We start from the raw sequence: 21743 nt of genomic DNA, 5'->3' as shown, positions 1-21743 counted from the left end.
ATCCCCAGGAATGCACAGCAGTGGACACCATCAGCATACGCGGCGCCCGCACTCATAATTTAAAAAACATCGATCTGAACTTGCCGCGCGACAAGTTGATCGTCATCACCGGCCTGTCCGGTTCCGGCAAATCATCGCTGGCCTTCGACACCATTTACGCGGAAGGTCAGCGCCGTTACGTCGAATCCTTGTCGGCTTACGCCCGGCAGTTTTTGTCGATGATGGAAAAGCCGGACGTCGACCATATCGAAGGCCTGTCGCCGGCGATTTCCATCGAACAAAAATCCACCTCGCACAATCCGCGTTCCACGGTCGGCACCATTACCGAGATTTACGATTACTTGCGGCTGTTGTACGCGCGGGTCGGCATTCCGCGCTGCCCGGAACACGGTGTGTCGTTGGAAGCGCAGACCGTCAGTCAAATGGTTGACCAGGTGTTGGCACAACCGGAGGGCGAGCGCTGGATGCTGTTGGCGCCGGTGATCAATGATCGCAAAGGCGAGCATGTGTTGCTACTGGAAGATTTGAAAGCCCAAGGCTTTTTACGCGCCCGCATCGACGGCGCAGTCTATGAGCTGGACGAGCCCCCTGCCCTGGATTTAAAGAAAAAACACACCATCGAAGTGATCGTCGATCGCTTCAAAATCCGCGACGACATTCAGCTGCGCTTGGCCGAATCCTTCGAAACCGCATTACGATTATCTGAAGGCCTGGCGATTGCCGCCTCAATGGAGAACGATCAACAACTGCTGTTTTCCGAACGCTACGCCTGCCCGCATTGCGGCTACAGCCTCAGCGAACTGGAACCGCGTATTTTCTCGTTCAACAACCCGAAAGGCGCCTGCCCCAGTTGCGACGGTCTGGGCGTGCGCCAGCACTTCGATCCGCAATTGGTGGTGCACAATCCGGAGATCAGTCTGGCCGGCGGTGCGGTGCGCGGCTGGGATAGGCGAAACGCATACTATTATCAAATTATTTGCGCCTTGGCCGAGCATTACCATTTCGATCCGGAAGCGCCGTTCTCGCATATACCTAAAGATGTACAGGGCGCAATTCTGTACGGCAGCGGCGAGGAAAAAATTAGCTTTACTTTTCAAATGGGCAACGGCAAACCCAAAACCAGCCGCCACGCCTTCGAAGGCATCATTCCCAATATGCAGCGCCGTTACCACGAGAGCGATTCGCAAATGGTCCGCGACGAATTGTCCAAATATTTGGCTCAACAAACCTGTTCTGTGTGCGAAGGCGCACGTTTGAATCTGGGCGCCCGCAATGTGTTTGTCGAGGAGCAACCCTTACATCACGTCACCCGTTTGCCGATTAAACAAACGCTGAGTTTTTTTCAGCAACTGAATATTCCCGGCCACCGCGGCGAAATCGCCGCCAAGATCAATAAGGAGATTCAGGAAAGGCTGGAGTTTTTGGTGAATGTGGGACTGGATTATTTGACGCTGGACCGTAGCGCCGACACGCTGTCCGGCGGCGAAGCCCAGCGCATTCGTTTGGCCAGCCAGATCGGCGCCGGCCTAGTCGGCGTGATGTACGTACTTGACGAGCCGTCGATCGGTTTGCATCAGCGCGACAACGAACGCCTACTGAACACGCTGTTTCGATTGCGCGACTTGGGCAACACCGTGATTGTGGTCGAGCATGACGAAGACGCGATCCGCGCCGCCGATCATGTGGTCGACATTGGCCCCGGTGCCGGCGTGCATGGCGGCCAAATCGTCTCGCAAGGCACGCCAGCGCATATTCTGGCCGATCCCAACTCCTTGACCGGCCAATATTTGTCCGGCGGCTTGAGCATCGACATCCCCAAAAAAACCACGCCGCGCGACCCAAGCAAACAAGTCACCATTCGCAAAGCCAGCGGCAACAATTTACAAAACGTTGATGTCAGCTTTCCGGTGGGTCTGATGACCTGCGTGACGGGCGTCTCGGGTTCGGGTAAATCGACCTTGATCAACGACACTTTATATAGCCATGCCGCCCGGCTGATTAACGGCGCCAGCTGCATCCCCGCGCCGTGCGAAGCCATTGACGGCCTGGAACACTTCGATAAGGTGGTAGACATTGATCAAAGCCCGATCGGCCGCACCCCGCGCTCCAACCCAGCCACTTACACTGGGATTTTCACCCCGGTGCGCGAACTGTTCTCCGCAACACCGGAAGCCCGTTCGCGCGGTTATACGCCTGGCCGCTTCAGTTTCAACGTCAAGGGCGGCCGCTGCGAAGCCTGCGCCGGCGACGGCGTGATCAAAGTGGAAATGCATTTTCTGCCCGACATCTTCGTGCCCTGCGACATCTGCCACGGCAAGCGCTACAACCGGGAAACTCTTGAAATACGCTATAAAGGCAAAACCATCCACGAAGTGCTAGAAATGACCGTGGAAGACGCGGCGGCGTTTTTCTCGGCGATACCCAGCCTGGCCCGCAAGCTGCAAACCCTGATCGACGTAGGCTTAAGCTACATTACCCTCGGCCAAAACGCCGTGACCCTATCCGGCGGCGAGGCACAACGGGTGAAACTGGCGAAAGAACTATCCAAACGCGACACCGGCACCACGCTGTACATCCTGGACGAACCGACTACCGGCTTGCACTTCCACGACATCAAGCAATTGCTGACCGTGTTGCACACCCTGCGCGACCACGGCAACACCGTGATCATCATCGAGCATAATCTGGACGTGATCAAAACCGCCGACTGGATCGTGGATATGGGCCCGGAAGGCGGCAGCGGCGGCGGCATGTTGGTGGCGGAAGGTACACCCAAACAGATTGCCAAGCATAAGAGCTCGCATACTGGGACTTACCTGAAGCGATTTTTCGAGTAGCGCCACTTGCCGACAAACGGCGGACTCATTAGGATGCTTGACTGACGGACAAATAGCGGGAGAAGGATGATGGGCTTAGCTTTAAAAGACCGGCAACGACACACTTACGGGGATTATTTGCAGTGGCCGGACGACTTACGCTACGAATTGATCGACGGCGATGCCTATCTAATGCCGCCGACACCCGATTTGGCCCATCAAGACGTTGCCGGCGAAATTTATTGTCAAGCCGCCAACGCCTTACAAGGCAAACCCTGCCGAATCTTCATCGGGCCGGTGGACGTGCGCCTGCCAAAGCGTGACGAAGCCGATGAACTGATAGCCAGCGTCGTTCAACCCGATGTATTAGTCGTTTGCGACCCCACCAAACTGGACAAACGCGGTGTACGCGGCGCGCCGGATTGGGTAGTGGAAGTATTGACGCCGTCTACCGCCAGCCACGACCAGATCAAAAAGCGCGACCTGTACCAACGCGCCGGCGTCCGCGAATATTGGCTGGTCCACCCCATCGACCGTATGCTGACCATCTATCGCCTGCAAAACGGCGAATACGGTAAGCCGGAGCTTTATCGATTGGAAGGTGAAACCCAATTCGGCATTCTGCCGGATATTGTGATTAGTTGGGACGAGTTGGTGGCGCGGCTGCCTGACGATTATTGATAACTAACCAGCACGCCGCGATTTATGGCTGGCTGCCCATGCCCGATCATTAGACTGGATATTGGTGACCAACAACGAACGCGAATTTCTCAGAGTTCCAGACCTATGGGTTGAAAATTGGGTAAATTAATTCCTTTTAGTCGACGAATAACACCGTGATCATCATCGAACATAATCTGGATACGATTAGGACTGCCGACGAGATAGTCTATTGGGCCCGGAAAGCAGCAGCGGCGTCATGTTGATGGCAAAACACACGTCAAAGCATAAGGCTTCGCATACCGGGCGCTATTGGCAGCATTTTTTTCGTGAATCTCCGCTGACAACATGAACGATCTGCAAGCGGAAATAACTCAAGCAATTTTGGCGCATGCCGCAGTCGATGCAATTTATCTATACGGCTCCCGCGCCAAGAATACCGCGCGACCCGACAGCGACTGGGACATCGCGGTGATTTTCAGCGATTTCGAGACCGATCCGCTGGAACGCGCGGTGCGTCCGCAAATGCTGGAAGCCGAAGTCGAACGCGAGTTAAGACGCTACAATCAAATCAGTATCGTCGATCTGGAAACCGCGCCGGTCTTGCTGCAAGTCGGCATCTTGCAATCGGCTGTCAAATGGTACGACCGCAATGTAGCGCACGTCAGACGTGTCGAGCAAAGCATCTGGTCGAAATGGGAAAAGGATTATGAGAGATATTGCCTATGAACAGGCGCTAATGCGCCATCGCCACAAAATGCTGCGCATCCTAAACGAATACGGCCAAGAAAATACGCATACCTGGACCGAACGCGACCTACTGGCGATACAGCGCGCACTACAAGTTTATATCGAAGCCTTCATCGGCATGGCGCGTTATTTCGTCCAGCAAAAATACCAACTGACAGTCAGCCAATCACGGGAAGCGTTGGACGAATTAAAAAGCCACGGCGATTTACCGGCCGATCAGCATGCCGAATTGATGAAAATCCTAGGCTTCCGCAACGTGCTGGTGCACGACTACCTGGACCTCAACGACGGCATCGTGCAAGCCATCGTCACCAAAAAGCAGTATGCGGTTTTGGAGGAATGGATGGTGGTTTGGCAGCGGGAGTTGGATGTGAGCCGAAATGAGTGAACACACTCCTGTGAGCACTCTCTGCGTGGTAACAGGAAAAGCACTGCGTTGCGGTAGAAGATGATAGCCGTATCACGGGCAAACCAAGCATTCCAACGCAGCGTGTTGGAATGAATAAAACTCTCTTGTCTCCTTTCAATGACCAGGACACAACTAATAACGGAATATGACACTCTGGTCGGAAGGTTATCCCAACACAAACACAAATCTCAGATAAAAGAGCCGGTGCTATACTCCTGCTGCCAAACTCAGAGAATTTTGCGAGATGTCAAAACTTAGCCATAACGATGCCCCTATTCATATCGATGCGTTTGGTCAAGGCGAATTTATTCGGCAAATCGCGGACGTTATCAAAACCTGCGATGCGCCAAAGGGCATTGCGATAAACGGTTACTGGGGCAGTGGTAAAACCAGCGCCTTACTTCAATTACATAAAGAGCTGACTGGCGTCTTACCTAGCGATATAAAAAAGCCAAAACAGGATATTACGCCGGTGTGGTTCGAAGCTTGGCGACACCAGAACGAAGCGCTACCAATTGTTGCGTTATTACATGAAATTCGCACAAAACTCGGAGCTTGGAATAAATTCCGAAACAATGCCGAAAAGTTGAGCACGATAACCCTGACTGGAATTTTGGGCGCATTCGATGAAACGTTGAAGGCAGCCAGCGGTGGCGTGATGAGTCCAGCCCTAAGCAAAATCCCCGAGATAGCAGCGCAATGGGAAAAAGACAATTACCACAACAAACTTGCTAGCCAACATCTAAGTCAATTATTGGAAGAAGCTATCGATCAAGCGTTGGGTAAAGATAAGAATAATCCTGATCGCAAGCTAGTGATTTTCATCGACGACCTCGACCGCTGTATGCCTGACACAGCATTGAAGCTGCTGGAAGGCATCAAGGTCTATTTAAACCTACGGAACTGCGTCGTCATATTCGGTATGGATCAACGCCAGATAGAAAACTCACTACGCAAAGCCTTAAATTTAAAAGACGGCTCCAACGATGGCGATCATCATGCAAGAGAATACTTGGAAAAAATTTGCCAGGATATTTATCATCTGCCCATACCCGATAAGCTGCAAAAGTCGGCATATCTATATGATCTGCTTAAAAACCTGGATTTATCCGGTACTCCCCAACAACAAAGAACGCATCGCGACGAACTGAAAAGAATCCTGGACAATTACGATTGCCTGCCCGCTAATCCTCGCAAGATCAAAGCCTTGGCAAACCGTTTGGCAACCGTGCTCAGAAAGCTACCTAAAATGCCGGTCATAGCGCCGACTACGACACCGAGTGCGTTAATATCAAAAGGCTTAAAAGTCGAATACGGGCTTTTAACAGTCACTGCGATTATTTACACCTTTCATCGAAGCTTAAATGAGCAACTGGCAAAAAACCCGACATATATCAGTACCCTGATTGGATACGCCAATTACCCAACGCCAGCATTGGGAGCTACACCCGATCCTATTTACGAACCAATGCGTAGCCTCGTTCCATCTTTTAACGGTACAGCGGATTTGCCGGTCAATCCCAGCGATAGCCATGTGTTTCGTCTGCATCGACTACTGATCGATTTGGGCACTGTTATCGAAGCCGAAATCAAGCCCTTTCTCAATCTATAGTCATGCTACTTTCAACATCCCAAACCCTAACCCCCATTCAAGAACCGGATACCGGCGCATTTATCGATATAAAAAATAACCATGCCTTACTGAGCTATTTTCAAAACTTGCAGCGGCATTTCATGGTCGCCAATAACTTCGGTTTGGCACTGGATGATGAAGACCGTCCAGACACAAAAACCGCACCTGCCTACTTGCGTAACCTGTTTGTGCCGCCACATCTGGGCGAGCGCCACTATGATCCGGAACAACTGATTAACATGGAAGTGCAAGGCCAAAACCAACATTGGCTGGACGCAGTAGAGGTTCTCAAACAAAACCCTAGGATGTTTCTGCTTGGCGACCCCGGTGCGGGTAAGTCCACTCTACTAAGTTGGTTGATGCTGGCGTTTAGCTACAGCGGCGAAAACCTCACTAAAATGCAGCTTGGCGAGCGGGTGCCTTTTTTGCTGGTATTGCGCGACTTACCGCTTAGCCAAGTTCGCGATTGGGACACGCTTTGGCAAGTGTTTCTGAACAAGCACCTCGACCACCTCGCCGCCCCTTTGCAAGAGCAAGTGGCATTGATCAGCCAGCTTTTCGAAAGCGGACAGGCTTTCTTATTAATTGATGGCTTGGACGAAGTCACGGAAGAAAAATCCAGAACGTATTTAGGTAAGGCGGTTTTGGACGGCATAAACCGCTTCCCCCGGTGTGTGTTTATGATGACATCCCGCTTGTTGGGCTTCGACCAATTGGAATGGTTTGGTCAGAAAGTCAAGCGTTATGTCCCTGCGTATATTGATAGTGCTATTGAAATACAAAACACACAAATTCAACTAGATGCGACAGAGGCAGATATGCTTCTAAAAGCATTCGAATTAACTAAAAAAACAATCCCGGAGAAAAAACTACAATATTTCGCCAAAACAATTCATGTTCGAAATACGCATTTTTTCGAATTACCGGTTTTTTATTTGGCCCCTTTCGATTTACCGCAAACTCGCCTGTTCATCGAAAACTGGTATCGGCAATATCTCAGCGCTGACCACGCCTTACCCCAGAGGATAAATGATCTACAAAAGCGGATAGAAGCTAATGACGGTTTGGGGCGCTTGGCTCGGATACCGGTGTTGCTGAACATGATTTGCTTCATTCATTCCCGCCGTGGTCGTTTGCCGGATGGCCGTGCTGAGCTTTACCAACGCATAGCCGAAACCTATTTAACCGGTTTGGATAGAGCCAGAGGACTTAAATTTTTGGGCCGGGAATTCAATTACGACTATCTGGATTTGTCGGAATGGCTGGGTAAACTGGCGCTACAACTACAGGATAAGCGAGGTGAAGACGATCAGGCCTTGTTGATCGAAAAACCGGACATTGAAACTCTACTTAAGGAGGAGTTACAAAGCCGAGGCATGCCAGCATCGCAAATACCCGAAGAAATCGATTTCGTCCTCCGCTATCTTGCCGAGCGGAGCGGCTTGTTCATCCCGCGCGGTTTCAATCAACAAGGTGTCGAACAATACGGATTTACTCACTTAAGTTTTCTGGAATATTTTGCCGCCTACGCCTTGAAGCAGGAGGCACAAGTTGATAGCGATTGTCTGGTATACCGTCGGGAAACCACTCAGCTACCGCGCTGGCATGAATGCTGGGCTTTATTTTTCGAACAAATTGAGCATAGCCGCTTAACCGATAAATATTTGGAATTGTTATTCCCAAATACCAATCATGAAAAATTCCCTACTGGTTTATTAAGTTCATTGACCCGGCAGCCGAATTTAATTGCCCAACTACTCTGCGCCAAAATTGTGATGGATAGTGCCGTACGTCTGGGATTTCAAGTGCGCCAAAAGATGTTGATTAATTTATGGGCATTCTATCTCACTCAGAATCAATACCGTTTCGTTGAAAGCGATGATTATCAGTATCTATGCGAATTACTTTGGTCGGACCGTTTCGATTCGAGAAACGTATTTTCCCACCTAGTACATCAGGCAAAAATCAGCGAATTATCGTTAAGTGGCGAAGCGATTGGTGATTTAAAACCAGTAGAAAATTTACTAATAGAGTCATTAGATTTGTACAACTCGAACTTGAGTGGTGATTGGCTGCATATCAATGTCTCAACATTAAAAAACCTGAAGTTAAAAAACATCGACATTTCAGACCTCACTGTCTTAGATCGTTTTGAAGCTTTAAATCGCTTAACTCTAGAAAAACTGAGCATTAAAGACTTATCCCCATTGAAGGCGTTGAAGCCATTAACTAGCCTGAGTTTATCGAACTGCCCAAATATTGATCTTGCAAGTTTAACCAAACTCACCAAAATAAAAAAACTTTATATCCTCGAACAATCAATAGACGACGCTTCACCTCTAGCCAAGTTAAAGCATTTGGAACAATTATTTTTGCTTTCTATGTCAATAGACAGCTTTGCCGCTCTTGGCAATTGCCAAAAGCTAAAACAGTTAATATTGGTTAATGTTAAAACTCCTGACTGGACCTCGCTTGCCAAGTTAGAAAATTTAAAAATCCTTACGACTCATTTGCTTTATCAAGATGTACTAAACAACTGGCCAACTCTGGAAAACATAAATTGTTTATACATTTCCTCGTCAAATATAACCGATGTAACACCGTTAGCAGGGTTTATAAATTTAGTGGATTTGGATATATCCGGGACAAAAGTCAACGATATAAGTCCGTTGAAATCCTTAAAAAAATTAAAACAACTATTTTTACCTTCAGAAGATATAAATGGCATAGAATTGTTTGATAAAAAAATATTGAAATACAGAAATATTGAGTTTAACGATTCGGAAGAAGTCGAGTCGTTAAACTAATAAAGACATAGAAATACAATAAATTCGGCACTTGCCACGATACTAACTCTGAAATTCGTTCTGAAACGTTTCTTCTCCGTGAGTAGAATTTTTTGCATTGTTACAAAAGCAGACCCAGTCATGAGCGAACAAGTAAAACCCACCCTCAGTCCCAACACTCAAGCGATGTTGGATAGCCTGCAATCCGCCGTCAGCAAAACCCTGGAGCGCAAGCGCCGACTGGGTCAATACGTGGTGCAATGGGACGGTCATCGCCCTATAGCCATTGGCGATGACGCGCCGGAGGAATTAAAACCCGTGCTTTCCGACCCTGAATCTTAAAGCTATGACTTGGTTAAGTCGTATAAAACGGTAGCCGTCGTTTTTTTTGCATGTTTTATTCATCCCGCCGCCTGCCGCCGCTTCTCGCTTGCAGCAATCATCGCCGATAAATCCTCGGCCGGGCGGATTTCCCACGGCCCCATCTTCGTTCCGGGATGGTTGGATATTAACTGGATGGCGTGATTAGTATCCGTCGCTTCCAAAATCAATAGTCCGCCCAACAGTTCTTTGGTTTCGGCGTAAGGGCCGTCGGTGCGGAATACTTCGCCGTCTCGGTGACGCAGGGTCACGGCGGTGTTGGGGCCTTGCAGCCCTTCCCCGCTTACCCAGTTGCCGTTTTTCTTCAGGACGGCATCGTAGGCAAAGCACGCATCGATCATGGCTAGTTGTTCGGTTTCCGGCTTGCTAGTCCAGTTTTCGACGTCCAGGTAGCCGAAGCAAATGTATTTCATGGTTTTCTCCCGAGTTGGTTTATAAAGACAAGAAGGCTGTCGTCACATAATCGTTTGAGAAGCGTCCAAATCGACAACGGCTCGAAAAATTATTTTTCAATTCAGCCAGAATCACGGAAATCGTTAACAGTCTTCGCAACCGCAGTTGTCACATTAAGCTTAGGTGGCAAAGCTTATCGAAATCGGCTTTTAAGTTTAATTCCACTACATCCACGCCCGGCGTAAACTAAGTCCAAAATGCCTACTCAAACCGAATCCCCAATTATTCAGCGCATCGGTATCATCTCCGACACCCACGGCTTACTCCGCCCCGAGGCGCTAGCGGCGTTGCAGGGCTGCGAGCGGATTATCCACGCCGGCGACATCGGCAAACAGGAGGTGTTGCAGCGGCTGAACGAGTTGGCACCGGTTACGGCGGTACGTGGTAACAACGATAAAGACGCTTGGGTTGAGGAACTGCCGGTTAGCGCCATTGTGACGATTGAGCAAGCGTGCCTTTACGTGATTCACGATCTGGCCGAGCTGCGCATCGATCCAGTCGCGGCCGGGATTCGTGTCGTCATCTCCGGCCATTCGCATAAACCATCGATTCAAGAACTTGATGGCGTGCTGTATCTCAACCCCGGCAGCGCTGGTCCACGCCGATTTAAATTGCCGATAGCCGTTGCCGAACTTGTCATCAGGGATACGGCAATCGAGGCGCGAATCGTCGAGCTGGCAGTTTGAAACCGATTGCAAGAATTTGTTATCGTTGTCACCTGCAGGATCATGCTGGCGCACGATTCGTTTCCATTTAACCTCTTTTTCACTGTACCAGATTACCCCATGAGTTTTGATTTTAACGCTTACCTAAACCGCATCGGCATAGCCAAACCGGAGACTAGCCTCGCCGGGCTCAGCCAATTGCAACAGGCGCAACTCGGCGCTATTCCGTTCGAAAACATCAATCCGCTATTAGGCTTGCTGCCCGAGTTGGAAACGGCGGCGTTGATGGAAAAGATCGTCGCCAATCGACGCGGCGGCTATTGTTTCGAATTGAACGGGTTGTTTGGACAGGCGCTGGACGAGTTGGGATTTGCGTATCAGCCGATTATGGCCAGAGTGCGAATGGGCCGTAACGAGGGCGGACCGCGACTGCATTTGGCGTTTATCGTGGAGGCTGAAGGCGATTCCTGGCTGGTCGATGCCGGCTTCGGCGGCCCTAGCCACTATCGGCCGCTACGCCTGAATACCGAGCAGACGCAAAGCCAGGATCATAACCAGTTTCGGTTGCGCGAAGAAGCGGAAACGGGAGAAACCGTATTGGAGCGCTGGCAAAACGGCGAGTGGTTTGCGTTGTATAGTTTCGACCGCTCAAAAGTGCAACGCTGCGACCTGGACGCGGCCAACTTGGTATGCACAACCTGGGACCAATCGCTGCTGTCGCAAAATTTGTTGATTTGCCGGAATACCGCCGAAGGCTGGGTACAATTGTTCAATACCCATTTTTCAAGATGCCGCGCGGATGAGAAAATTAGCCATTCAATTGACAGCCAGGCGCAATTAAATGACTTGCTGGACGAGCAGTTTGATATAGCGCTCAACAGTGAGCAATTGCGCTGCCTCGCCGAGCGTTTGGCATTAAACCAGGATAACTAAGCATTTGTCCGGCGGGTTTTATCGGCATTGCAGCGCCCTGTCTGAGCAGGTACTCGGCAAATTTGCCTATTTGTTCAAGCAAACTTGACGATTTATCCATCGCTCAAGATGTCTGGAACGGCTTTTGCTTGGAAATGGCGACAAAACTGGCTAATACAAAGGTCGCGTGCTATCAGCAAGGCAAACTGAGTGTTAAAAAAATGATTTTGGTATTCTCATACGTATGATGTAGCAGGGGAAATTTATTTCCAAACTCGGCGAGCACTTTAAGGCAAGTCTTGTCGCGCGTTTATCGCACCCGTCGATGTGCGCTTACCCAAGGCCTCGGAGCCAAATTCAGTCCGGCACCAGGACTACATGCTAGTGAATTACTCTGCAGTTAACACAGCTTTTTGAAGAGCGTGACCAACCGACAATACGGTTGCTAATTGTGAAGTAGGATTAACCGGCAGAGCAGTTTAGTGTGCTGCTGAGTATGTGATTAAGCGGGATATATGGCGGAAGGTGGGATTTGTCGGGATTTGGCCGGAAGTGGCGGGACGACTGGGGTTGAGGGGATTTTGGGTTAGTTTTGCGGTTGCGCGTTATTTGGCGCATTTTAGGGAGGTTGGTTGATATTTTGCGAGATAATTGGCGGAAAGTTTTTCCGGCTTTTTGCTTTATTGCACGCCATATCGACAAAGGCGATACGCTGACGATTATACCTATATATATGAACGGCCCCAAAACTAGACTCGGGGCTGAGTAGTGGGTGATGGTGTAGTTGATGTTGATGGTGTTGCCTACACCATAGCCTAAATCAACGTTGTCGCCGTTTATGGTAATGTTAATACCGCCGGATGGCTCTTTCGGCGTGGGCTTTAAAGTCGAGTGCTCCAATTGGTCTTTTATTCTGTCCTTAATGTCCTTTTGCTTAACGTCCTGATGATCAGCCATGATGAATCTCCGTGTATTGGTGGTTGCGGCGCACTTTAGACGCTTGAAAGCCGCGCCGCTATTGGACTTTGCGCCAATTTACGCCACTAATTTAAGGAATCTCTCCACCGTGGCCGGAGCACTCACATCATCTTCCAGCTTGCAATACTCGTACATCAACTGAATCACGGCCGCCTTGCGGGCTGGCGTCAATTCCAGATTGCGTTCATCCAGCGCGGTTTCCAGCGACTCTATCAAATCCTGCAACAGCTTGTAATTCACTGGTGATGTGGGGATCGGGGCCGATTTGGCCTCAATTTGCCGGATAAACTCCGCCAGCTCCTTGACCGCCAGGCGAATAACCGGCGTATACGCCTGATCCATTGCCATCAATGACCAAAAGTTCATGCGCGTCAGCTGTGGCAGTTGCAAGCCCTCCTCTATCTCGATGGCCTGTAGATCGGCCTCGATCTGCCTTGATTTGGCGCTTTGCTCCTCTTGACGGGCTTGGAGGCGGCGCTTGGCCTCTTCATCGCCCGCAAAAGAAAGCGCAAAGTCAATGCCGGCTTGCAATTCAGGCGGCAGCTGCTTGGCATCTTCCAGCAGCATTGGGCCTTCGCCTGTCATTAGCCAGTTGGCATTGATGCCTGCCTCAATAAATCCCTTAACCGCATCACCGCCAGGGATCGTCCTATCGGATTCATACTTTTGATACACACCATAAGAGACGCCAAATAGTAAGGCCGCATCCTCTTGACTCATTTTATTTGACGCCCTCCATTGCTTTAATCTGCTCCCGATGGTCATGCGGCAATTGATCCCGTGAATTGCCGCATGGAGCTAGTTTCTATTGCCGCACATGCGGCAATTCTATGTTTTTGATTTAATTGGTTTTTCATAAAATCACCAGATATGGCGCGCAAAACTAATTGCCGCATGTAAAAAATAACGTTTACGCATTTGACAACACGTTAAATATGGCGTCTAATTAGCACACCTTGAAACACACCAAAGGACAACAAGTTATGCAAACAGCAGCCCCAAAAAAAGCCAATCCGGTATCGGTTGCACCCGATACCGATTGGCACCCTGCACAGATTCTCGCGGCACTGAATATGGCCGGCTATACGATCACCTCGTTAGCTGAACATTACCAGCTGAGCGATGGATCATCTCTATCCAAAGCGCTACGAAACAGCTCACCCGCCGGTGAAAAACGCATTGCCGAAGTCCTTGATAGACACCCCAAGGAGATTTGGCCCAGTCGTTATGAGAAAGATGGCACTCGCAAACTGGTGGGTTTCCACGCCTTACAGTCTACACGCCGCCGTAATAGCGTCAATGCCAAACTGGCAAAAATGAATAGCCATGAAAGCGCGTGATGCATTGACTGTCGATCTGTTTGACGGCTTTTTTACCGTGCCGGTTGAGCGTGGCAACAAACCTGGATCGTTAGACATTGGCATGGAATTTAGGCACCTGATTAGCGAGCAAATCAAGGCTTGCCCCAAGTCCAGACACCAAATAGCGGCGCGGATGAGCGAGCTGGTAGGGCATGAAATCACCAAGCATCAATTGGACAGCTGGACAGCGGAAAGCCGCGAAGGCTGGCGCTTTCCGGCCGAGTATCTGCCCGCATTGGAAATGGCTCTGGAAACGCATGAAGTGTTGGCTTTTCTGGCGGATTTGCGTGGGGCAAAACTCAGCGTTGGTAAAGAGGCCTTGGAAGCGCAACTGGGCAAGCTGGAAAGCATGAAAGACCAATTGCGCAAGCAGGAACAGGTATTGAAAAAGCTGTTGGGTGAACGGGAATGAGCGAGATCGACAAAAACCTGTATGCCGATGCCGAGGAAATCGCAGCAGCGATTTGCAAAAGCAAAAGCACCGTTGAGCGTATGGCCAACGATGGCAAATGGGAAAGTAAAGAAGGAAAAAGCCGTGGTAAAAATAAGAAAAAATGGTTTTTGATCAAACGGTTGCCGCAACACATTCAAGAAGCTGTTTTTATTAAACGCTATACCCCAGGAGTTAGCAATGAGCAAGCAAGACAAGCCGCAAGTGCTAAAATTTCCAGACAAGTTAACGATGGAGGACATGACCGAACAGCAGATGGACGAAATTCTGGCAATGGAAAAACAGCTGACTATCTACCAGTTGTCGTTCCTGGCTCAAGCCAAGGGAAAGCTACATGCAATTATGCCGATGTGGCATTACCAGAACACGCAAGAATGGGCGGAAACGTACTCGCTAGCGTTTCATCAGGTGCCGGAGATCATGACGGAAGACTTGTTAACGGACCTGTTGCAAGTGCGCAAGCTGGAAACATTGGGCCTGGTCAGGAAAATCAAGTTTCAGGACAAGGTTTGGTGGCAGTTAACAGCGCGCGGACATCTGACGGTGGTCTTATTCCTGGGGTATATGCAGGATTACCAACAGGACATAGACAACCTGTAAAAACCGACGAAAAGCAGCGCATTCGGGATGGTGCGCGCCAATACATTCTCAATTTTGTCAGCAAATACCCTGGAAAATTAGAAAAGGCGGTAGCGTTCATTAACGAGGGTTTTGCCGCTGGCACTCTGGATATTGATCTGCACAATGCTGTATTGCATTGCAACGATAAAGCGAATGCCGAACGGGTTGGGAAGTTAGCGGCTAGAACTTTACAGCGTTGGGCAAAGTTGCGGGACGATGCCGGCAGTTGCACGCCAATGAAAACTCGCGTGAAAACCGATTGGCGCGATGTGGTTTGGTTAAATTGGTATTTTGGCTTTTACCGGAAGCCGCAGAAACCGGGGATTAGCGAAGCGTATAGGCTATTTGCGGCCGACTTTGAAGAGCGCGGTTTATCCGAATCCATCCCCAGTGAATTTGCCGTGCGGCGGTTGCTGAAAACCGTGCCGAAACTGGTATTGGAATGGGGGCGCTCGACAGGTGCTGAGTACAAAGCCATGCAGGCTTTTACGCGACGGGATTGGTCAGGCGATTCCAACGAGATTTGGGTAGGCGACGGTCACAGCTTTAAAGCCAAGGTGCGGCATCCGGATGCGCCAGACCGTCTGGCGTTTACGCCTGAAGTGACAGTAATAATTGATGCTGCCAGCCGGTTTATCGTGGGATGGGCATTTAGTTTGTCGGAAAACCAAATCGCGGTTTCAGAAGCCTTGGGCAATGCGATGGTCAAGCATGGCAAACCACTGATCTATTACAGCGATAACGGTTCCGGCCAAACCGCCAAAACCATCGACTGCCCTGCTGGCGGCATGTTAGCAAGGTTGGGCGTGCAACACGAAACCGGCATCCCAGGCAATCCGCAAGGACGCGGCATTATTGAAGGCATGTGGGACGTTACCACGATTTGGGCCGCCAAACAGTTTCCGACCTTCCAAGGCACCGGTATGGATGCCGAGACCCTGCGGAAGAACACCGTCGCCATTAATTCCGCTAAAAACAAGAATGGCGAGATGCCAGATAACGTGCCGTTTTGGGAAGAATTTATCGCAGCCTGCGAGGCGCGATTTGAGTGGTACAACACCCAGCACAAACATAGCGCTTTGGGCGGCAAAACGCCGGCCGAGGTGTATTACGCCAACTTCGACGATAGCTGGCATTGCCATTTGACGGATGACGAAAAAGCCACGCTGTATCGTCCATTTAAAGAACGGACGCCGGCTCGCGGCGAAATTCGCCACTTGAACAACATCTATTTCCACGCGGCATTGGCGGCTTTGCCTGCCAATACCAAGGTCAGGATGTATTACGACTTATACAACGCCGATCAGGTGTGGGTAACGGATTTGGATGGTGTGGCGATCTGCGTGGCTGAGTGGAACGGCAACCGGGTAGCCGCTTTCCCAATCACACCAAGACAGAATTTGAAGATTCAACGCGCCAAGGCCAAAAAGAAATTGGGCCAAGAGCGTTTTGATGTGGCGGACATCGAGCTTAACGGCTTATTGGACGCCGACTATGGACTACTTGAAGCCATCCCCGCCAATCAAGTGCCTGGGCTGGAAATCACTGCGAAGAAGATCGAAGAGAAAGTATCGACCAGGATGGCTGTCACCATCCCGGAAGACCCCCGCGAGCGCCATTTGTTCTGGCGCGAGTGGACCCAAAAATCTGCAAACGGGACGGCAATCCCGGATGAATTGCAGATGTTTATGAGCAGCTACCCAACGACCGCCAAATATAAGTCCTGGGAAGCGTATTACAACGCCGGCCGCGATTCCGCGACCGGTTAACCGTCGCTGAATGTTCCATACAACAGCGACATTTCCGCCATCCATGGCGGTCACGGAGACAAAATGATAGCAGAAATCAACAGCCCCGGTATCGCGCATATCGGCAACATGATGCAGTGCCAGACCGCGTTGGAGCGCGCTATAGAGCGCAATGCCAACTTGCCGGGCATGGTCTGTTTCTACGGCCCCAGCGGCTGGGGAAAATCGCTGAGCAGCAATTACTTGTGCAACCAGATGCGCGGCTATTACATCCAGGTCAAAAGCATCTGGAGCAAGAAAGTTATCCTGCAAAAAATTCTGGGTGAAATGGGCATCAAGCCCGCGCAAACTACAGGCGAAATGTTAGACCAAGTCTGCGACCAGCTCAGCGCCAGCCAACGGCCTTTGGTGATCGATGAAATGGACCACGTGGTGGATAAAAAAGCCGTCGAACTGGTCCGCGACATCTACGAAGGCAGCCAAGCGCCGATTCTGATCATCGGCGAGGAAAACCTACCGCAAAAGCTGAAAAAGTGGGAACGCTTCCATGGCCGCATCCTGGCTTTTGTGCCCGCGCTGCCTGTCGATCTGGAAGACGCACGGCGCTTGTCCAGCGTCTACGCACCCGGCATCGATTGCGCCGACGAGCTGTTGCGCAAGCTGGTGGCGGATAGTCATGGTTCGGTAAGACGGGTCTGCGTCAACCTGGATCAAATTCGCGAAGCAGCCGCCGAGCACGGCGCAAAAGGCATCGATCTTGGTTGGTGCAAAGCCCACAACGTCACGTTTTACAGCGGCGAAGCGCCGAAGCGGAGGGTGGTGTGATGAAAAAATCTACTGACAAAAAACCCAGCCAATTAACCGAAATACCGTTTGGCGTATGGGTCAAAAAAGGCAAGTTCGACCACTTATACGGTCAATCGTCGGTGGCTTTGAACATGAATGATGGCGCGTGCTTTCTCAACCTGAGCTGCGATTGTGGTGCCGAGCCTATCGTGTTGGGCATGAACCTGGAAACGCTGAAAAAGGTATCTTCTGGCATGACTCGTGCCATTGCCGAATTGGAGCGCAGCAAGCAAGGAGTTGCGAATGTCCACTAATAAATTCACCAAGAAGCAATCAGCGCTATTGAATGCCTGTGCGGCTGATTACGAAGCCATGGGCGACGGTGTAATGGTCAAGGCAATAAAAGGCTTTTATGCCGATCATTCACATGTCACAGCAAGGTCACTGGAAGAACGCGGCTGGCTGAATGTCGCTGAAAACAGCGTTGGTGAGCAATATGCCAGCTTTGACGGCATGCAATACAGTGAATGGTTTGGCTTGAACGGGGGTAAGGATGACGAATAACCGTAAACCCGCTCACCTGGAATACGCCGGCGGCAAGTCGCCACGCCAGTTGATTTGGGAGCAACTTCGCCACAGTCGCAACGGCATCACCTTACCGGCCTTGGTCGGCGCTCTGCCAGGCACGATTCACCGAGATACCACCAGAACCTATGTCAAATCATTGTTGGCCGGTCAGTATCTGGAGCTGGACGACTTTGGCCTATACAAGCTGATAAAAGACAACGGCGTCGAAGCCCCGCGCGTTCGCAGGGACGGCAGCGAGGTGACACTGGGTCGTGAACAGGAAAACGTGTGGCGCTCATTACGTGCAGTTAATCACCCCGTTAACTATAGGGAGCTGGCCGCACTGGCTAGCACGGCCACACACCCGGTTACTCCGGCCTTCGCGAAAGACTACTTGGCGAATTTATACAAAGCCGGCTATGTGACTCGAAACGACTCCAAGCCGTTTAAAGGCGCTTGTAAATACCAGCTAATCCCCAGCAAAAACACCGGCCCGCGCCCGCCCATGATTCAGCGCATCAAGCAGGTCTACGACCCTAACCTGGGCAAAGTGGTCTGGTCGGAAACCAAAGGAGACGGCGATGCGTAAATATCGAATCCCAGACAATGCGGCAGTGCGTGTAGTACCGGCAGAAGACGGCGGTATTGCGATGATGGTTAGGCTACCAGGTGACACGGTAGTGCTATTAGCCAGTGCCTACGTAGCAAGAGCTTTAGCTGAAGAAATCAATAGAGCAACCGACTTCGCTTGCAACGGAGGTAGTCATGGTTGAGCAGACTGAAGCCTTGCAACGCCTGAAACAAGCGGTGGCGGACAGCAATATCACCCAGGTCGCCGACAAGATCGGCGTTAAACGCTGCACCTTGAGTTTGGTGGTTAACGACAAATATCCCGCGAATCCAAAGAAGATTCTGGAGAAGTTTGAAACGGCCTATGGCGGCGTGGAATGCCCGCACCTGGCACAAACCTTAACCCACGAGCAATGCCGCGACTATGCCACCAAGCGCCGCCCCAGTAACCCGCTGGGCCTGCAACACTGGCGCGCCTGCCAAAACTGTATCCACAAAGGAGCTAAACCATGACTCACGTCATTATCAGCATAGACGATCAACCCGACGGCAGCCTAAGCATTAAAACCCTGGCGCATCCGGCCCAAATCGGTCAGCCGTTGACCCAAACCCCAGCCACCGAGCTGGGTGATTTTCTGCAAAAAGCCATCGACGTTTGGCACGGCACCCGCGATATAGACATGCCGCAAGCCGCCGCCTTTGTGCAATCCGTAACCACTAAACCAACCATCAATTGAGGTGAAGCATGCCAACAATCAAACGCAAACGCGCCACGGTTGACGATTACATCGCCATCCTGACTGAACATGACCGCAAACAAGCGCAGCGCGCCACTCGCGACGCAGCAATTAGCCAATTGGCTAAACGAGCCGCGCAAGGCTACACGCTGATGGACCACGTCGAAACCGTGGTGGTCATCATCATCCTGGCGATAGTCGGCATTATGAAAACCGGAGGCCTGTGATGGACATGCTCACAATCATTATTGCGGTGTTAGTGGCGTGCTTCGGTTACGCAGTAGGGTTTTTCAGCTGTGCTCTGTTAGCGACGGGCTTCGAGGCAAAAGGCGAAGCCGCCCGCCATCAACCCGCCTGCGCGGTGATAGACGCCCTGGCGAAACAGGTATGCCGCTATCGTCTGGGTATGGTCGTGATATTCGTGCTGATGTTTTTCGGCATGGTGATGCTGGCCGGAGCGATGTGGCATGACTAAAGCAAAACTCCCCGAGCATCTATCCCAAGCCGAGGTAGCCGAGCTGATGGACGTGAATAAACACATGCTCAGCAAAGCGATTCCGTACTTGCCCGGCTTCCCCAAAACGCAATCCGTACCCGGTCAGGCCGGTAATTTCCGGCGCTATTCGCGTAAACAGATTTTAGCGTGGTGCAAAAATCGAGACGTTAAAAAGGAAGTCAGCATCGCCGGCTCCCAAGCGCGGGCCGGCCAATCAAACGAAACGGACCAGCGTTTCAATGCCGCCTGCCGTCTGTTTATAACCGGCGCCTATGTCGGGCCAACGCAGCGCAACCGCATTGCCTTGAAAAAGATAGCCGCCCGCCAATGCTACAAACCCGGCAAGCGCTTGATTATCACCATCGTGCCGGATTGGATGCAAGACCAACGCGGCTACAACGAACCCCAAACCAAAATTATTGAGAGGACAGTATGAGCCTGATTAAAAACGCCATTACCTACAAATGCGACCTGCCGGCAGCGGCCACGCTGGAAAAACACCTGGCCGAGCATCCCTTCCGCGAACTGGGCGAGGCGGAGTTTTCCATAGCCGGCTTTGTGCCGGTTAAAGACGACCGCTACGTGTTTCCGTTTCCGGATGGCTACTGCTTTCGGTTGCGTTTCGATGAAAAGATTCTGCCTACATCGGTAATTGGTACCGAGGTCAATAAACGCGTAAACGAAATAGAGACTGAACGCGGTGAAAAGCTGCCATTCAAAGAAGTATTGCGGGTTAGAGACGATGTGTACAACGACCTGGTCAAAAAGGCGCTGAGCCAAAGCCGCCACGTAGCCGCGTTTTATCGTCCGAAAGACCGGCTGTTGGTGGTTGCCACCGCCAGTAAAGCCCTGGCGGATGTATTAAGTAACCGCCTGGTTCACGCCGTGGGCAGCATCAAGGCAACCACCATCTATATCAGCGGTATCAGCAACGGCCTGACAGCCAAGCTAAAAAGCCTGTTGGATGGCGGCGATGGTTTGGCCGGCTTTGAAATCGGCGGCGTCTGTAAATTGAAAGGCGAGAATGGCACCGCCCTTTCGGTTAAAGCCCTGGAAATCCAGGAATCCAAGCTGGGCTTAATCGAAGCCTTAGAGCAAGGCTACAAAGTCACTGAATTAGAAATCGGCAACAAAGACGTGCATTTCCGCTTAAACGAAAAGTTTGTCAAAAAAGGCATTTTCTTTCATCCGCAAGATGACGAATACGACGCCGACGACGGTATCGACCAATTTCAACACCAAGCCTCGACCGAACTGCTATGGCTAGCCAACGCCTGCCAGCAGCTGTTGACCTTATTCGAATACAAAGAACCCGCTGCCGATCAGGAGAAAGCCGCATGAATACGCCAACAACACTATTACCACCGGGCTACCGGGCCGATAGCTTTGGCCGCTTAGTGCCGGAAGACGGCATCAAGAAAATCGACCTGCTGCGGGATGACACCGTTAAAACTATCGTCAAGGGCGGCTTATTGCTGCAAGAACAGATGCGTACATGGAAGCACCAAGTGCTGGCCGATATCGCCGCGTTTTGTGAGCTGTCTGCCGAGCAATATGGCGTGAAATGGGGCGGCAAGAAAGGCAATCTGTCCCTGGTCAGTTACGACGGCAAATATAAAGTGCTGCTGGCCGTTAGCGATGCTTTGGCATTTGATGAGCGTCTGCAAGTCGCTAAAACTCTGATCGACGAGTGTATTCACGAATGGACGGCCAATAGCAATACCGAAATCAAGGTGCTGGTCGAACACGCTTTCCAGGCCGACCGCCAAGGCAAGATCAACACAGGCCGCATCTTCGGCTTGATGCGCGTCAAGATCGAGCATCCCAAGTGGAAAGAGGCTATGGACGCCCTGAAGGATTCCATTCAAGTGACTTCTACTAGCGAATATTTGCGCATGTATGAGCGGATTGGCGATACCAACCAGTATCGGCAAATCACTATGGATATTGCGGGGTTGTAGTC

Annotated in this window: 28 protein-coding genes; 25 read left to right on the top strand and 3 right to left on the bottom strand. The window is 50.9% G+C overall.

Annotated features, from left to right (window positions below):
* The first annotated feature begins 20 nt into the window (after positions 1-20).
* The 7 genes from uvrA to DDY07_RS05480 all read left to right on the top strand — a co-directional run bounded on the left by uvrA (position 21) and on the right by DDY07_RS05480 (position 9396).
* Positions 21-2837, top strand: a complete 2817-nt coding sequence (gene uvrA / locus DDY07_RS05510; RefSeq protein WP_171695123.1) for an excinuclease ABC subunit UvrA — start codon at positions 21-23, stop codon at positions 2835-2837.
* A gap of 69 nt (positions 2838-2906) precedes the next feature.
* Positions 2907-3497 carry a Uma2 family endonuclease gene (locus tag DDY07_RS05505; RefSeq protein WP_171695122.1) on the top strand — a complete coding sequence of 197 codons (591 nt, stop codon included), beginning with the start codon at positions 2907-2909 and terminating at the stop codon, positions 3495-3497.
* A 327-nt stretch (positions 3498-3824) separates the two neighbouring features.
* Positions 3825-4205, top strand: a complete 381-nt coding sequence (locus DDY07_RS05500; RefSeq protein ID WP_171695121.1) for a nucleotidyltransferase domain-containing protein — start codon at positions 3825-3827, stop codon at positions 4203-4205.
* On the top strand, positions 4186-4614 hold the full coding sequence (locus DDY07_RS05495) for a DUF86 domain-containing protein (protein ID WP_171695120.1): 429 nt from the start codon (positions 4186-4188) through the stop codon (positions 4612-4614). The genes DDY07_RS05500 and DDY07_RS05495 overlap by 20 nt, the downstream gene beginning before the upstream one ends.
* 265 nt (positions 4615-4879) lie before the next feature.
* Positions 4880-6247, top strand: coding sequence for a P-loop NTPase fold protein (locus DDY07_RS05490; protein ID WP_171695119.1), 1368 nt, complete (start codon positions 4880-4882; stop codon positions 6245-6247).
* Between the two features lie 2 nt (positions 6248-6249).
* Positions 6250-9075: an NACHT domain-containing protein gene (locus DDY07_RS05485; RefSeq protein WP_171695118.1), complete on the top strand. Its 2826-nt coding sequence runs from the start codon at positions 6250-6252 to the stop codon at positions 9073-9075.
* Between the two features lie 120 nt (positions 9076-9195).
* Positions 9196-9396 carry a hypothetical protein gene (locus DDY07_RS05480; protein WP_171695117.1) on the top strand — a complete coding sequence of 67 codons (201 nt, stop codon included), beginning with the start codon at positions 9196-9198 and terminating at the stop codon, positions 9394-9396.
* Positions 9397-9455: 59 nt separating this feature from the next.
* Here DDY07_RS05480 and DDY07_RS05475 read toward each other — a convergent pair whose 3' ends face one another.
* Positions 9456-9848 (bottom strand): YciI family protein, encoded by a 393-nt coding sequence (locus DDY07_RS05475; protein ID WP_171695116.1) that lies wholly within the window; start codon positions 9846-9848, stop codon positions 9456-9458.
* A 237-nt stretch (positions 9849-10085) separates the two neighbouring features.
* On the opposite strand from DDY07_RS05475, the gene DDY07_RS05470 reads away from it, so the two are divergent.
* The gene (locus tag DDY07_RS05470) at positions 10086-10574 is read left to right on the top strand and encodes a metallophosphoesterase family protein (RefSeq protein WP_216614712.1); all 489 of its coding nucleotides are present in this window, start codon (positions 10086-10088) and stop codon (positions 10572-10574) included.
* 99 nt (positions 10575-10673) lie between these two features.
* Positions 10674-11486, top strand: coding sequence for an arylamine N-acetyltransferase (locus tag DDY07_RS05465; protein ID WP_171695115.1), 813 nt, complete (start codon positions 10674-10676; stop codon positions 11484-11486).
* A 441-nt stretch (positions 11487-11927) separates the two neighbouring features.
* Here DDY07_RS05465 and DDY07_RS05460 read toward each other — a convergent pair whose 3' ends face one another.
* Positions 11928-12422, bottom strand: coding sequence for a hypothetical protein (locus DDY07_RS05460; RefSeq protein WP_171695114.1), 495 nt, complete (start codon positions 12420-12422; stop codon positions 11928-11930).
* Between the two features lie 78 nt (positions 12423-12500).
* Positions 12501-13208, bottom strand: coding sequence for a helix-turn-helix domain-containing protein (locus DDY07_RS05455; protein ID WP_301539343.1), 708 nt, complete (start codon positions 13206-13208; stop codon positions 12501-12503).
* Positions 13209-13426: 218 nt separating this feature from the next.
* Between DDY07_RS05455 and DDY07_RS05450 the strand changes: the two genes are divergently transcribed.
* The 16 genes from DDY07_RS05450 to DDY07_RS05375 all read left to right on the top strand — a co-directional run bounded on the left by DDY07_RS05450 (position 13427) and on the right by DDY07_RS05375 (position 21741).
* Entirely contained in the window at positions 13427-13783 is a 357-nt protein-coding gene (locus DDY07_RS05450) for a helix-turn-helix domain-containing protein (protein WP_171695112.1), read from the top strand.
* A complete protein-coding gene (locus DDY07_RS05445; RefSeq protein ID WP_171695111.1) occupies positions 13770-14216 on the top strand; it encodes a hypothetical protein in 447 nt (148 codons plus the stop codon). Before DDY07_RS05450 ends, DDY07_RS05445 begins: the two co-directional genes overlap by 14 nt.
* 219 nt (positions 14217-14435) lie before the next feature.
* The gene (locus DDY07_RS05440) at positions 14436-14855 is read left to right on the top strand and encodes a hypothetical protein (protein WP_171695110.1); all 420 of its coding nucleotides are present in this window, start codon (positions 14436-14438) and stop codon (positions 14853-14855) included.
* Complete coding sequence (locus tag DDY07_RS05435; RefSeq protein ID WP_171695109.1) at positions 14768-16645, top strand: DDE-type integrase/transposase/recombinase; 1878 nt, start codon at positions 14768-14770, stop codon at positions 16643-16645. The genes DDY07_RS05440 and DDY07_RS05435 overlap by 88 nt, the downstream gene beginning before the upstream one ends.
* 63 nt (positions 16646-16708) lie before the next feature.
* On the top strand, positions 16709-17449 hold the full coding sequence (locus tag DDY07_RS05430; protein WP_171695108.1) for an AAA family ATPase: 741 nt from the start codon (positions 16709-16711) through the stop codon (positions 17447-17449).
* Positions 17449-17724, top strand: coding sequence for a hypothetical protein (locus tag DDY07_RS05425; protein ID WP_171695107.1), 276 nt, complete (start codon positions 17449-17451; stop codon positions 17722-17724). The genes DDY07_RS05430 and DDY07_RS05425 overlap by 1 nt, the downstream gene beginning before the upstream one ends.
* Positions 17714-17974, top strand: a complete 261-nt coding sequence (locus DDY07_RS05420; protein WP_171695106.1) for a hypothetical protein — start codon at positions 17714-17716, stop codon at positions 17972-17974. The genes DDY07_RS05425 and DDY07_RS05420 overlap by 11 nt, the downstream gene beginning before the upstream one ends.
* Complete coding sequence (locus DDY07_RS05415) at positions 17964-18566, top strand: hypothetical protein (RefSeq protein WP_171695105.1); 603 nt, start codon at positions 17964-17966, stop codon at positions 18564-18566. The genes DDY07_RS05420 and DDY07_RS05415 overlap by 11 nt, the downstream gene beginning before the upstream one ends.
* Positions 18559-18750: a hypothetical protein gene (locus DDY07_RS05410; RefSeq protein WP_171695104.1), complete on the top strand. Its 192-nt coding sequence runs from the start codon at positions 18559-18561 to the stop codon at positions 18748-18750. Before DDY07_RS05415 ends, DDY07_RS05410 begins: the two co-directional genes overlap by 8 nt.
* The gene (locus tag DDY07_RS05405; RefSeq protein ID WP_171695103.1) at positions 18743-19060 is read left to right on the top strand and encodes a helix-turn-helix transcriptional regulator; all 318 of its coding nucleotides are present in this window, start codon (positions 18743-18745) and stop codon (positions 19058-19060) included. Before DDY07_RS05410 ends, DDY07_RS05405 begins: the two co-directional genes overlap by 8 nt.
* Positions 19057-19284: a hypothetical protein gene (locus DDY07_RS05400; protein WP_171695102.1), complete on the top strand. Its 228-nt coding sequence runs from the start codon at positions 19057-19059 to the stop codon at positions 19282-19284. The genes DDY07_RS05405 and DDY07_RS05400 overlap by 4 nt, the downstream gene beginning before the upstream one ends.
* Positions 19285-19292: 8 nt before the next feature.
* Positions 19293-19511 carry a hypothetical protein gene (locus DDY07_RS05395; RefSeq protein WP_171695101.1) on the top strand — a complete coding sequence of 73 codons (219 nt, stop codon included), beginning with the start codon at positions 19293-19295 and terminating at the stop codon, positions 19509-19511.
* Positions 19511-19759, top strand: a complete 249-nt coding sequence (locus tag DDY07_RS05390; protein WP_171695100.1) for a hypothetical protein — start codon at positions 19511-19513, stop codon at positions 19757-19759. The genes DDY07_RS05395 and DDY07_RS05390 overlap by 1 nt, the downstream gene beginning before the upstream one ends.
* Positions 19752-20216 (top strand): hypothetical protein, encoded by a 465-nt coding sequence (locus tag DDY07_RS05385; RefSeq protein ID WP_171695099.1) that lies wholly within the window; start codon positions 19752-19754, stop codon positions 20214-20216. The genes DDY07_RS05390 and DDY07_RS05385 overlap by 8 nt, the downstream gene beginning before the upstream one ends.
* Entirely contained in the window at positions 20213-21121 is a 909-nt protein-coding gene (rdgC, locus tag DDY07_RS05380; RefSeq protein ID WP_171695098.1) for a recombination-associated protein RdgC, read from the top strand. The genes DDY07_RS05385 and rdgC overlap by 4 nt, the downstream gene beginning before the upstream one ends.
* Positions 21118-21741, top strand: a complete 624-nt coding sequence (locus tag DDY07_RS05375) for a DUF3164 family protein (protein WP_171695097.1) — start codon at positions 21118-21120, stop codon at positions 21739-21741. The genes rdgC and DDY07_RS05375 overlap by 4 nt, the downstream gene beginning before the upstream one ends.
* The last annotated feature ends 2 nt before the right edge of the window (positions 21742-21743 follow it).

The sequence above is a fragment of the Methylomonas sp. ZR1 genome, from assembly GCF_013141865.1.
GTDB lineage: Bacteria > Pseudomonadota > Gammaproteobacteria > Methylococcales > Methylomonadaceae > Methylomonas.
Note: the sequence above shows the minus strand (reverse complement) of the source record. Positions and strands in the feature narration are given on the sequence as shown.